The 14,435-nt window shown below is 42.1% G+C and carries 5 protein-coding genes and 1 pseudogene; 5 read left to right on the forward strand and 1 reads right to left on the reverse strand.

All coding sequences use genetic code 11. The annotated features are described in order from the left end of the window. Positions 1-384 precede the first annotated feature (384 nt). The 4 genes and pseudogenes from NWP17_RS14310 to NWP17_RS14325 form a co-directional block, all read left to right on the forward strand. Positions 385-4,215, forward strand: a pseudogene (locus tag NWP17_RS14310) (beta-ketoacyl synthase N-terminal-like domain-containing protein); the annotation flags it as partial. Between the two features lie 53 nt (positions 4,216-4,268). After that, positions 4,269-7,685 carry an SDR family NAD(P)-dependent oxidoreductase gene (locus NWP17_RS14315; RefSeq protein WP_280655568.1) on the forward strand — a complete coding sequence of 1,139 codons (3,417 nt, stop codon included), beginning with the start codon at positions 4,269-4,271 and terminating at the stop codon, positions 7,683-7,685. 92 nt (positions 7,686-7,777) lie between these two features. Further along, the gene (locus NWP17_RS14320; protein WP_280655569.1) at positions 7,778-12,271 is read left to right on the forward strand and encodes a PfaB family protein; all 4,494 of its coding nucleotides are present in this window, start codon (positions 7,778-7,780) and stop codon (positions 12,269-12,271) included. A gap of 49 nt (positions 12,272-12,320) precedes the next feature. Continuing rightward, complete coding sequence (locus NWP17_RS14325; RefSeq protein ID WP_280655570.1) at positions 12,321-13,979, forward strand: PfaD family polyunsaturated fatty acid/polyketide biosynthesis protein; 1,659 nt, start codon at positions 12,321-12,323, stop codon at positions 13,977-13,979. 50 nt (positions 13,980-14,029) lie between these two features. Here NWP17_RS14325 and NWP17_RS14330 read toward each other — a convergent pair whose 3' ends face one another. Next, the gene (locus NWP17_RS14330) at positions 14,030-14,176 is read right to left on the reverse strand and encodes a hypothetical protein (protein ID WP_280655571.1); all 147 of its coding nucleotides are present in this window, start codon (positions 14,174-14,176) and stop codon (positions 14,030-14,032) included. Between the two features lie 162 nt (positions 14,177-14,338). Between NWP17_RS14330 and NWP17_RS14335 the strand changes: the two genes are divergently transcribed. Continuing rightward, positions 14,339-14,435, forward strand: a 97-nt coding sequence (locus NWP17_RS14335; RefSeq protein ID WP_280655474.1) for an IS630 transposase-related protein, incomplete at its 3' end; no start/stop codon positions are given.

Genomic DNA, 14,435 nt, shown 5'->3' on the forward strand with positions numbered 1-14,435 from the left:
ACCGCACTGGCGAAGCCAATCGCTTGTAACACAAGAAGCCGGGGAATAAATTCCCCGTCTCAAAGCTCAAGTCCGTTTTAACGGACTCTTACGGAATGCGCGAGCGCCTGTAACACAAGCATCCTGCTTGTCACCAATACCTGCTAGAAGCCGGTGCTACTGATACCACATTACAACCCGATGCAATAACCGAGAATCAAAGTCCCCCTAGATTAATGCACTATTTTGTTATTCTGTCAATGCGTAACTCCTAGACTCTCCTTATTTTGCGCCTTAACCTAAATTTAAACTGGCCTTAACCTAAATTTAAACTGGCCTTAACCTTCTCTTAACTTACGTCTGATATGGTATATTCAGTACGATATTACTGAAAAAAAAGACACCATGACTGAGAACACATTTAATAATAGTCGGGACTATCCACTGCAACGGACTCCCGTGGCCATTATCGGTATGGCTTGTCTGTTTCCCCAAGCCAAGAACCTGCAAGAATATTGGCAGAATATTATTGGCAAGGTGGATTGTATTACTGATGTCCCTCCCTCTCACTGGAACATAGATGACTACTATGATCCAGACCCAAAGGCTCCGGATAAAACCTATTGCAAGCGGGGTGGCTTTCTACCAGATGTTGATTTCAACCCCATGGAGTTTGGATTACCTCCGAAGATTTTGGAGGTGACAGATGATTCACAAACACTTTCACTATTAGTGGCTAAACAAGCCATGATAGATGCGGGTTATGGTGAATGTAGCGACGCAGTTCGCCAGCGCACGGGTGTGATTTTGGGAGTGTCAGGACCGCTACAACTCGTTTCTACTATGACTGCTCGCTTAGAATATCCTGTGTGGGAGAAAGTGCTGAGGAGTAATGGAGTTTCTGAAGCAGACACTCAGGAAATTATTGAAAAAATCAAATTGGCATATGTCAAATGGGAAGAAAATTCCTTTCCGGGACTGCTGAATAATGTCATCGCTGGAAGAATTGCCAACCGTTTGGATTTATGCGGAATTAACTGTGTGGTGGATGCAGCTTGCGCTGCTTCTTTGGGTGCCTTGAGAATGTCATTGAGCGAACTGACTGATTATCGCAGTGACATGATGATTACAGGTGGGGTGGATACTAACAATTCCATCCTTATGTATATGTCTTTTAGCAAAACCCCTGCCTTTTCTAAGCAGCAAAAGATTAAACCTTTTGATGCGGAAGCAGATGGAATGCTGATTGGTGAAGGCATAGGCATGATGGTACTCAAACGTCTGGAAGATGCGGAAAGAGACGGCGATCGCATCTATGCTGTAATCAAAGGCATTGGCGCATCCAGCGATGGCAAGGACAAAAGCATATACGCTCCCCGTGTTGCCGGGCAGGTAAATGCCTTTCGTAGAGCCTATGCAGAGGCAGGCTTTCCACCCTCCACCGTGGGTTTGATAGAGGCACATGGAAGCGGCACTGCGGCGGGTGATCTGGTGGAGTTGACATCTTTAAATGAGGTGTTTGGGGAAAATAACTCACAATCACCTCCCAAAAAACACATAGCTTTAGGTAGTGTGAAATCCCAAATTGGACACACTAAAGCCACTGCGGGTACTGCCAACTTAATTAAAATGGCTCTAGCTTTACATCATAAAGTGCTACCCCCCACGATTAATGTCAGTCAACCTCGTGCAAAAATTGACGATACTCCCTTTTATTTAAATACGGAAACTCGTCCGTGGCTACCCACTGTAAATGAACCGAGAAGGGCTGGTATCAATGCTTTTGGCTTTGGTGGCACTAACTTTCATGTGGTTTTAGAAGAACACACAAGGGAACAACATGACCCTTATCGTTTACACCACCATCGCCATGAAATCCTCCTGTTTGCTGATAACCCAGTTAAATTAAAAACTGAGTGCGAAACAGTGCTGGAAAAATTGCAATGCACCGGCAAAGAACAACATTATGTCCACCTGGTTGATGCCTGTAAGTCATTAGTCATCCCCCCACATTGTGCCAGGTTGGGTTTTGTAGCTGAATCCATCACGGAAGCGTGTACATCATTGCAGATGGCAATTAAGTTATTGCTCACTCAAGGAGCAGCACCATCATGGGAACATCCCCAAGGTATCTACTATCGGCAAACAGGTATTAATCCACACACCAAATCAACAAAAATAGTTGCTTTGTTTTCAGGGCAAGGTTCTCAATATTTAGAGATGGGTAAGGAATTAACCCTCAACTTCCCCATACTCCGCCAAGCCTGGGCCCAGATGGACAGCATTTTGAGTCAGTCCGGAAAATCCCCTATTAGCGATGTGGTATATCCAGTGCCTGTGTTCAGTAAGTCTGAACAAGATGCTCAAAAGGCAAAATTGCAAAGCACTGACAATGCTCAACCTGCTATTGGTGTGTTTAGTGTTGGTCTGTATAAGATTCTCCAACAAGCTGGATTCAAACCCGACTTTGTGGCTGGTCACAGTTTTGGTGAACTGACAGCTTTGTGGTGTGCGGGAGTTTTATCTGATCAAGATTACTTCTTATTAGCCAAGGCTAGGGGAGAAGCCATGGCATCTCCTTTAAGTGCGAATGTGGACACAGGAACTATGCTGGCTGTGACTGGTGATATGGAGAAATTGCCACAGCTAATCAGCCATTTTCCTCACATTAAAATTGCTAACTGGAACTCCCGTCAACAGGTGGTTTTGGCGGGAAGTAAATCAGAAATTACCAAAGCGCAAGAGTTATTGACAAAGGACAGTTATTCTTGCACATTGCTCAATGTTTCTGGGGCTTTTCATACTTCTTTTGTGGGTTATGCTCAAAAGCCTTTTGCCCAGGCAGTTAAAACTGTGAAATTCCATCAACCCAAAATTCCTGTATTTTCCAATGTCACAGGCAATGTGTATCCAGAAAATCCAGAACTAATTGGCCAAACTTTAGCAGAACATATGCTTAATCCTGTATTATTTAAACAGGAAATTGAAAATATCTATGCTGCCGGTGGCTATTGTTTTGTAGAATTTGGACCAAGGCAAGTTGTGACCAACTTAGTCAAAAATATTTTGGGGGACAGACCACATTTAGCAGTGGCTTTGAATCCTCACGGTGGCAGCAAGTCAGCAACTCCAGGCAAAGATAGCGATCGCCTGTTGCGGGAAGCAGTGGTACAACTCAGAGTAGCTGGATTAGTTCTCAAGCAACTTGATCCCTATCAAGTGGGTGAAAAAGTACCTGATATTAATACCAAAAAAAGTTTAACTTTCAAGTTAAATGGTAATAATTATGTCAGTGACAAAACTAAAGCGGCTTTTGAGGAGGCATTGCAAAATTCACAAAAAATTGACTTGAAAATTCAAGCCCAACAACAGCCACAAGGCTCATCTGCTGGCAGTAATGGTAATCTGTAACATAAGCATCCTGCTTGTTAATGATTTACCTCACTAAGCACCGAAAACCGCTATAAGCAGATTCATCAGTTTTGCTTCATTCAATCTATAACCCCTAAACAATCAATATCTATATCTATGTCAACTCAATCTACATCAACCAACATTCCTCAACAATTAACTCTAGCTTCATCCACACCAATGCAAACATTAGACCTGGACTTTATCCACAGCTTTGAGCGCATGGTGATGCGCTTTTATGAACACCAAGCAGAAGTATTACGTGTTCAAGAAGAATATTTAAAAAATCAAGGAGAAACTTCCCAAGGATTTTTACGACTGATGCAGCAACAGTATTCTGCTGCGGTGGTAGCAGAAAATGGTAACGGCCATTCTCAAGAAAAATTATTACCTGATTCTGCTGCTGTCATCACACCCAAAACACCGGTAATTACCAATAAATCAGATGTTGAAGCCACACCAGCATCTGCACATCAAGCTAGTTCTGTCAATGTTTCTGAGTCAGTAGCAGTAATTACCAATAAATCAGATGTTGAAGCCACTGCCGAAACCACTTCAGAGTCGGTAGCACAGCCTGTGGATGTGATGAGTAAGTCAGATGTAGCAGCTTTGGCTCAATCTTTACTGGCAGTGGTGAGTGATAAAACAGGTTATCCTACAGAAATGTTGGAATTAGAGATGGATATGGAAGCCGATTTAGGTATTGACTCCATCAAACGAGTAGAAATTCTGGGAGCCATGCAGGATTTATACCCCGACTTACCACCTCTGAATCCTGAAGAATTGTCGGAAATGAGAACCCTGGGTGAAATTGTTACCTACATGGGTCAAGTAAAAACATCGGGGGAAAAAAAAACTTTAGTGCTGGCATAGAAGCTTTGACGGAGTTTCCTCTGAATCATAGTATTCGGAGGGGGTGGGCGAAATTACAATATTTACCCACTCCAGATCAATTAGATTTTACTGTGAGTAACCACCACGTCTGCTTGATTACCGCAGATGGAAGCCCCCTAACTACTCACTTAGCCCAATCTTTAACAGCACGAGGGTGGACAGTGGTGGTACTCAGTTTTCCCGAGTCAGTCATCAGCCATGGCTTATCGTTACCTACAGGAATAAATCATGTGATGTTATCAGATATGAGTGAAGCCCATTTGCAGCAACAACTCAAAGCCATGGCTGAAAATTACGGTCCTGTGGGTGCATTTATTCATCTCAGTCCCTTAGAGACCACAGCTACTACAGCTAAAGCCATTGTTAAGCAAGTTTTTCTCCTCGCCAAACATCTGAAAAAACCCCTCACCGAAGTTACCCAACCGGGACGCAGTTCTTTTATTACCGTATCTCGGCTAGATGGCAATTTGGGAATGACAGGACACCCTGATGTTAACCCCATTGATGGAGGTTTATTGGGACTAACAAAAACCCTCAACTTAGAATGGGAAAAAGTATTTTGTCGCGGCTTAGATATCAGTCCTCATGTCAGTGGGGAAAGAGCAGCCCAGTCAATCATGGCTGAATTATACGACCCCAATCAATTAATTGTGGAGGTGGGATATAGTGCCCAAGGACGCACCACTCTAATTAATGAAGAATATGCTATTAATCGCACATCAATCAATCAACCAAATCATCTGCATGAAGATGCTGTGTTTCTTGTCAGTGGAGGCGGTAGGGGAATTACATCTCAATGCGTGATTAAACTAGCACGGGTGTTTAAATGTAAGTTTATCCTCCTGGGGCGTTCAGCTATGGATGGGGAACCAGACTACGCTGGTGGTTGTAGTGATGAAAATGAATTGAAAAAGCGCATCATTGAACATATTTCCGCTCAAGGAGAAAAACCCACACCTGTTAAAGTTAATAAAATGCTCAAAAGCATTCTCCACAGTCGGGAAATTCAAGCCACCATCTCTCAAATTGAGCAAGTTGGCGGTAGGGCGGAATATATTAGTGCCGATATCACAGCAGGTACTGTAGTCCAAGAAAAAGTTGCTGCAGTAGCAGCGAAGTTTGGCAAAATCACCGGAATTATTCACGGGGCGGGAAATTTAGCTGACAAACTGATTCAGCATAAAACACCAGATGATTTTGAAGCAGTTTATGTACCCAAAATTATGGGACTACAAACCCTCCTTGGTTGTGTTGAACCGAGTCAACTGCATCATTTAGTTTTGTTTTCTTCCGCAGCGGGGTTTTATGGTAACATTGGTCAATCTGACTATGCCATTGCCAACGAAATTCTCAACAAATTCGCTCATCAACTCAAACATCAACATCCCCAATGTCATATTGTTTCCTTTAATTGGGGCGCTTGGGATGGTGGTATGGTGACACCAGAAGTTAAAGAAGTTTTAGCGCAACGCAACATAGACATAATCCCCCTTGAAGTGGGAACACAAATGTTTGTGGAAGAGTTAGCATTTGCCGGGGGAGAGCAAGTACAGGTGTTAGTTGGTGGCTCCCTCGCTACTAGGTCTGGGTCACTAGAACCAGAACTGCGAACTCACCGCATCCGGCGCAAATTAACTTTAGAAGATAATCCTTTTTTACAAGATCACATGATTGGTGATCATGCCGTATTACCAGCTACTTGTTCTGCTGCCTGGATGGCTAACACTTGTGAGCAACTGTATCCAGCTTACAAATTTTTCACATCTAGTAACTTTAAGGTGTTAAAAGGAATTGTTTTTGACCAAACCTTGGCAGATGAATATATTGTAGATGTGCAGGAGGTGAGCAAGTCCGCGGAGAATGAAGTTAAATTAAATGTCACTGTTTGGAGTCACAATAGCAAAGGTAAACCACAATATCATTACAGTTCCCAAATTCAACTCCTCCGGCAAATTCCCCCTAGTCCCACATATCCAGAATTTGATGCAACTACAGATGAATATTGCCTGACTCTTTCACCTTATCAAGATGGCGCATTATTTCACGGACCTACTTTCCAAGGTGTGAAAAGAGTTTTAAATATGAGCCCCAAGAAACTGACATTAGAATGTCAGATGCCTGCCCCCAGGGTTCAAAAATACGGTCTTTTTCCAGTACAGACATTTGACCCCTATACAGCAGATACAGCATATCAAGCTATGTTGATTTGGATTCGTCATTTCCATCAAGCTCCTGGTTTACCTCTCAAATGTGAAAAGTACGAATATTTTCAACAGCTTCCCTCTGGCACAATGTATTATGTGTCAATGGAAGTTGTTTCTATTAGTAACACCCATTTAAAGGCTAATGCCATATTGCATGATATTCACGGACAGGTTTACTTACAACTATTAGGCGCTGAGGGGACTCTGAGCAAACAGCTAAACCCTCTATTCATTCCCGCCCAAGAGAGAGAAAAAAATAAGTTATCTTCATTTTGGCGCAAGTTGTTAGGCTATGAACACCCAGTTTTGTACGCACTCTTTACAGCTTTATATCAGCGTTTTGTCGGTGCTGTAGTGCTTGAAGATAGTCAGGACTTTGATGAAATCAAAGCAACACCAAAACTTTACCTGGCTAACCACCAAGTAGGAATAGAATCTCTACTATTTATGTTTGGTGTTGCGGCACTGACAGATAATCCCATTCATGCAGTAGCTAAAGCAGAGCATCGGTATAGTTGGATCAGCCAAATGCGGCATCAGCTTTATTCCTATCCTAACTCTCAAGATCCGGAACTAGGTTTATACTTTGACCGAGAAAATCCGTCGTCTATGATGACAGTTCTTGCTGCTATAAAAAAACTCATAACTGAGCAAGGACGTTCTGTGCTAGTTCATGTCCAAGGAACTTGCTCCCTGAGTTGTCGCCAGCCTGTTACAAGTCTGAGTGCTGTTTTTATTGATTTAGCATTGGAACTAAATCTCCCCATAGTACCTGTGAAATTTGTGGGAGGGTTACCTATTGAACCATTAGAAACCCGCTTAGAATTTCCTGTGGGCTATACCCATCAAGATTATTACTTAGGTAAGGCTATTTATCCGGAAACACTCAAGTCTTTGGACAATGCAAAGCGCAAGGCTTTGATTTTAGAACTTTTAAATCAAGTGGGCGGAGCGTTGGAAACTTCTTTTCCCCATACCCCTGATCTTGATTTTGCCCATAAGGTAGAGACCTGGATGCAGCAAGCAGGAGTTTCTGAGGCAGTAGCTGTACTATACAAAGTGCTGGAGGAAATCTCAAATCCCACGGATGAAATTCGCACTTTGTTGACAGGGATTCGAGAAGGTAATTTTCAGGCGGCTACTTCTCCAGAGCAACTTTGGTTAAAAGAATTTGCCAATTGGTTGACTAGTAATTAATTCTGACGGGGCGTATTGACTTTATACGCCCAGTATAGGGCTGTAACAATAGCAAAATAAACAAAATAAATCTAGATAAATTTAGGAGCATTATGGAAAAAATTGCTGTCATTGGTATATCTTGTCTGTTTCCCGGTGCAGATAATCCAGAAAAATATTGGCAGAATTTAATTGACCAAAAAGATTTGACTTCCTACGCTAATCAAGAGCAAATGGGGGTAGATGCCAAACTGTTTTATGATCCAGTCAAGGGTAAAACTGACAAATACTATTGCATGAAAGGCGGATATATTCGGGATTTTCAATTTGATGCTAGTGGATATAAAATTCCTCCAGCAATGCTGGAAAATTTAGACCCGCTTTACCAATGGTGTTTATATGTCTCCCAAAAGGCTTTACAAGATAGTGGTTATTTAAACAATTCCTCGGTTTTGTCTAACTGTGGTGTGATTTTAGGTAATCATTCTGATCCCACTAGATTTTCACGGCGATTTTTTACCTCCATATACCACCGGGTGATTAATTCAGCTATTCAAGAGCTTTTAGAGGATAAATCTTATTCTTTGCCCGGGTTATCTAGTGGTTTATCTGCGGGAAATGCTGTACTACCAGGGTACGCTGCGGGACTCATTGCTCAAGCATTATCTCTTTCCCGCATCAACTTTTGTCTAGATGCAGCCTGTGCTTCATCACTATATGCCATTAAACTCGCCTGTGATTACTTGTTATCAGGCAAAGCTGACCTGATGTTAGCAGGTGCTGTTAGTTGTAGTGACCCCCTGTTTCATCATCTGGCTTTTTCTATTTTCCAAGCCTATCCCCAAAATGATGTTACCTGTCCTTTGGATCGGTCATCTCAAGGAATAATTTCTTCTCAAGGGGCAGGTATGGTGGTGTTGAAGCGATATGATCATGCACTGGGGGATGGCGATCGCATCTACGCTATTATCAACGGCATTGGGTTATCTAATGATGGTAAGGGTAAATTTGTTCTCAATCCCAATACCAAAGGTCAAATCTTGGCTTTGGAAAGAGCTTATCAAAATGCGGAAATTAATCCCCAGAGTATTGACTATATAGAGTGTCACGCCACAGGAACGCCAGTGGGAGACATGACGGAACTTAACTCGATGGATGCCTACTTTAGTAGGTATCAAGCCCGGCCATTAATTGGTTCGGTGAAATCAAACCTTGGTCACTTGTTAATTGCTGCAGGGATGACTAGCCTGATTAAGGTGATTCTCAGCATGAATAAGGGGATGATTCCCGCAACTATTAACTTAACTGAACCCCTCAGTTCACAAATGGGAAACATCTCAGCCCATCAAATTGTTAATACTAATATACCTTGGCCAAACAACTCCTTTACTCATAATCCTGTCTGGGCTGCAGTCAGCGCCTTTGGCTTTGGTGGTACAAACGCTCATCTGATTATAGAGTCATCAAAGCCAGAACAAGTCCCGGAAAAGTCTCATCCTTCCCCCACTGCTGTACAAAATCCCTTGGCTATAGTGGGTATGGCGGCTTGCTTGGGTGCTTGTAAAGATGTGGATGCTTTGGAGCGGACAATTTACACAGGTCAACAGCATTTTATCCCTGTCCCCCCCCAACGATGGAGGGGAATTGAATCACAACCGCAATTACTGCAAGACCACGGCTTTGAGGATGGAAAAGCCCCGGATGGAGCTTATATTCAAGATTTTGATGTGGATTTTCTCCGCTTTAAACTCCCACCCAGAGAAGAAGATCACCTGATTCCCCAACAGTTGCTGTTGATGAAAGTTGCCGATGATGCCATTAAAGATGCAGGTTTAAGGGAGGGAGGAAACGTAGCGGTGATTGTCGCCATGGCAATGGAGTTGGAAATAAACCAATTTCTAGGGCGTGTGGATTTATCTTGGCAAGTTCCTAGCAGCTTACCAACAGAGAATGTTACCCTGTCCCCTGGAAAAGTTGCCGAGTTAGCAACCACTGTGAAAAATAGTCTTTATCCTGAAGTATCACTTAATAGATGTACTAGCTTTGCTGGTAATATAATGGCTACCCGCATTTCCGCATTGTGGGATTTTTCCGGTGCGGCGTTTACTGTTTCTGGGGAAGAGAATTCTGTGTTTAAGGCTTTGGAAATTGCTCAGATGCTCTTAAACCGGGGAGAAGTGGATGCAGTGGTGGTGGGATCTGTGGACTTGGCAGGGGGGTTGGAAAATGTCCTCTGGCGGCATCAGTTAGCACCTATTAATACAGGAACCAAAACATTAAGTTATGATATCAACGCCAACGGTTGGATGGTGGGAGAAGGTGCTGGTGCTGTGGTTCTCAAACGTGAGCAAACTGCCCGGCAGCAGCAAGAACGAATTTATGCCACCATTGATGCGATCGCTTTAGTACAAAATAACAGTCCGGATAAATCTCCTCAATCAATTGAAGAAAGTTGTCACCAGGCTTTTGACACTGCCAAGGTTAAACCCCAAGATATTGGTTATCTGGAAGTTTTCGCCAGTGGTATTGCCCCAGAAGATGCTGCGGAAATCACAGGGTTAAATTTAGCATATCAACACCAGAAAAAATCACCAACCGACCATTTAACTTGCTGTATTGGTAGTATTAAAGCCAACATTGGGCATACATACGCCGCTTCTGGTATGGCGAGTTTAATTAAAACAGCCCTCTGCCTATATAATCAGTATATTCCCGGTACTCCCCATTGGTCAAAGCCAAAAAGTTTCCCAGAACATTGGCAGGATAGTATTTTCTATGTTGCTCAGGAATCAAGAACTTGGTTTTTAGAGCCAAGCATACCTAAAAGAATTGCCGCTATTAATGGGCTAGGCTCAGATGGTAGTTATGCTCACCTGATTCTTTCAGAAGCACCTAGCCAAAAGCAGCGTTCTAGTCATTATTTGCAACAAACTCCTTTTTATCTGTTTCTTATAGCTGCTGATGACCAAGGAACTCTACTGACTCAGATTAACACTCTCAAACAGCACATAGAGCATAGTGAATGTTTAGCCATCACTGCTGCTCAAACCTATGAAACTTTCCAGCAGTCTCTTCGTGCTAAATATAAATTAGCCATTGTTGGTCATGATCGAGAAGAATTGCTCACAGAAATTAACTGGGCAGTTAACAGTATCCCCACAGCATTTCAACACCAAAGTGAATGGAAAACTCCTTTAGGCAGTTATTTTACAGCCAACCCGTTAGGGAAAAAAGGAAAAATTGCCTTTGTTTATCCCGGTATGGCTAGTTCTGATATCGGAGTTGGAAAAGATGTTTTCCGCCTGTTTCCTCACCTTTATGACAATTTCTCAAGATGGACATCTAACGTTAGTCAGGCCTTGAGTGAAAAACTAATTTATCCTAGGAGTTTAACTCAACCTTCCACAGCAGCATCAGAGTTTTTTAAGAACGGGGCTGCTATGTGTTTCACTGGTATTAGTTTGGCAACGCTATACACTCACATTCTCCAAAATTACTTCTCAGTAAAACCCCAAGTTGCTTGCGGATATAGCCAAGGTGAAGCTAGTGCCATGTTTTTGGCTTTAGGAGTTTGGCATCCCCAATCTCACCTGATTCATGGGAGTAATACTCAAACTGCTTTTTTCACATCACCTTTATTTAAAACTCAGTTGTGTGGTGATTGTGTACTGGGTCGTGAATTGTGGGGATTACCTTTAACTTTACCACCGGGAGAGGGAAGGTTCTGGATATCTTATCTGCTCAAAGCACCTGCATCTGCAGTGATGGAGATATTAAAGTCAGAGCATCAAGTTTATCTGACTTTTATCAACACTCCTGAAGAAGTAATCATAGCAGGTAAACCTGAATCTTGTTTAAAAGTAATTGACCAATTAAAATGTCGTTATGTTACTATAAACTTTGACAGTATTCTTCATTGTGATCTGGTTAGAGCAGCCCACGACGACCTGCTTCAAGTCCATAGTTATGCCATTGAAAACACCCCAGATATTGATTTTTACTCAGCAGTAACTGGTGATAGATTAGTGGTTGATAGTAACCAAATTGCCCGGAATAGCACAGAAATTGTATGTCAAACAGTAGATTTTCCCCGACTGATTAACCGAGTTTACCAAGATGGGGTGAGGATTTTTATTGAGGTTGGAGCGAAAAATAACTGTTCTCGATGGATTGATGCCAATCTCAAAGAATTAGAACATCTAGCTATAGCAATTAATCATAAAGGTGTTGATGACCACACTAATATAATCAGGCTGTTGGCTAAACTAATTAGTCATGATGTTGATGTGGATTTATCTCCTCTTTATCTTTCCTTATCCAAGAAATCTACAGTTAAATCAATGATGAGTTTGACCAAAACTATTACATTGGGAGGTGCTAGAATCTATGACCATATTTTCAATGCAGATAATCAAGCACGCTTTCAGCCAGAAATGATTTCCCAGTCCCTGAAAAATAGCGATTCAAAAACCATGATGTCACCATCTATGCCTGTTAATAACTTAAAGATCATGCAGGTGCAAATTGCTAAATCTCAAACCATGAATAATTCAACTCAGTCTGCTTATACTAAACTTTCCAATATTGTTTGGACTGTTGAAATGTGAAAAATCAATTCTTAACCGAAAGAGTCATCCAAAAAGGAAAAATAGAACCATGACAACAACACAGTTAAAATCATCTAACAACCAACTGAGATTTGACTACCCAACTAATAGTCAAGGTCCAGTTTGGCAGGGTTCCTTAGATGCGATCGCTTTTGATGAAGAAGGCATTAAGGCTAAATTATCCAATCTAGAATTACCTTGTTATTTTGTCAGCAAACAAGGTCAAATTGGGGCAACCAATGAAGGATATTTAGTTGATGGTGATGTTAGTAAGTCCGGCAGTATGGACACCATTACAGCTGTTCCGCCTTTAATGCCCCAACAATTGGGTGATCCTAAATTTCAGGCTTTTCATGGAGTCAAATATGCCTATGGGGCAGGGGCAATGGCCAATGGTATTGCTTCTGAAGAATTAGTTATTGCTTTGGGAAAAGCTAAAATTCTCGGTTCTTTTGGTGCGGGTGGGTTAGTTCCATCGCGGATTGAAAAAGCTATTCATAGTATTCAAGAAGCACTACCCAAGGGTCCCTATGCTTTTAATTTAATCCACAGTCCCAGCGAAAATGCCATTGAGCGGGGCAGTGTGGATTTATATCTCAAATATGGTGTTACTACCATTGAAGCTTCGGCATTTTTGGATTTAACTCCTAATATTGTTTATTATCGAGCGGCTGGGCTGAGTCTCAATGCTGAAAATCAAATTCAGATCAAAAACAAAGTCATTGCCAAAATCTCTCGCCCTGAAGTTGCTACCAAGTTTTTACAACCGGCACCAGAAAAAATCCTCAAACTGCTAGTTTCCCAGGGTTTAATTACTGAATTACAAGCTAAATTAGCAGCACAAGTACCTATGGCCGATGATATTACCGCAGAAGCAGATTCTGGTGGTCACACAGATAATCGGTCTTTGGTGTGTCTATTGCCTGCTATTTTGTCACTGCGAGATGAGATTTCGGAAAAATACTGTTATCAAACATCGGTGAGAGTAGGTGCGGCCGGGGGAATTGGTACGCCACACTCAGCATTAGCTGCATTTATGATGGGTGCTGCTTATGTGGTGACAGGTTCAGTTAATCAATCTTGTATTGAATCAGGAGCATCTGCACACAGCAAAAAATTACTGGCTGAAGCTGGGATGGCTGATGTGATGATGGCACCTGCGGCAGATATGTTTGAAATGGGTGTCAAACTACAGGTTCTCAAACGAGGAACTTTATTCCCTATGCGATCGCAGAGACTGTTTGAATTATACAGGGCTTATAATTCTATTGATGAAATTCCTGCAACGGAGAGACAGGAATTAGAAAAACAAGTTTTCCGCAAAACTCTAGAGGAAGTGTGGCAAGAGACCGTAGCTTATTTTTCTCAACGTGATCCCGAACAAATCACGAGAGCAGAAAATAATCCTAAACGGAAAATGGCGCTAATTTTTCGCTGGTATTTGGGGCTGTCTTCTCGCTGGGCGAATACAGGAGAAGCAAGCCGAGCAATGGATTATCAAATCTGGTGTGGTCCTGCAATGGGGGCTTTTAACACCTGGGTAAAAGAATCGTATCTAGCTGAACCCAATCACCGGCGAGTTGTGGATGTTGCCGAGCATATTATGACTGGTGCTGCATATTTGTACCGTTTACATAACTTAAAATTGCAAGGACTATTACTTCCCTCAACTACCTATGGTGTCCATCATTTGTTAAAGCGTGGTTGATCATCAAACTTTTGTGGGGGCAGGCAAGATGCCTGCTCTAACCTATTTAGCTACTTGCGGTCTCTTCTATGTTCGTGGTCTTTGAGGAATTCCTTTTGATAGCGAAGAAACTCACTGTGCCATTCATTAAAACGTCGCTGTCCGTCGCGAACCAGCATTTGACGATAACGCTCGTGGGCTATATTAAGATGTGCCATGATGGTAAACGTCCTTGGTTAAATTGCCATTGTGGCTTGTATCCTAGTTTATGATAACCTATTTACCAAATTTACGGTAAATTTGATACTTATAGTAGTTTAACTTAAGAATGAGACCAAAAGAGTGTAAGATTGAAGAGAGAAGGTATGGGAGTAGAAATCATGGCTTATAGTTTAGATTTAAGACAAAAAGTAGTAGATTATATAGAAAATGGTGGTAGAGTCACCAAAGCGGCGCAAGTGTTTGGAATAGGAAGAG

The organism is Chrysosporum bergii ANA360D (assembly GCF_029891735.1).
In the GTDB taxonomy this organism is placed as follows: domain Bacteria; phylum Cyanobacteriota; class Cyanobacteriia; order Cyanobacteriales; family Nostocaceae; genus Umezakia; species Umezakia bergii.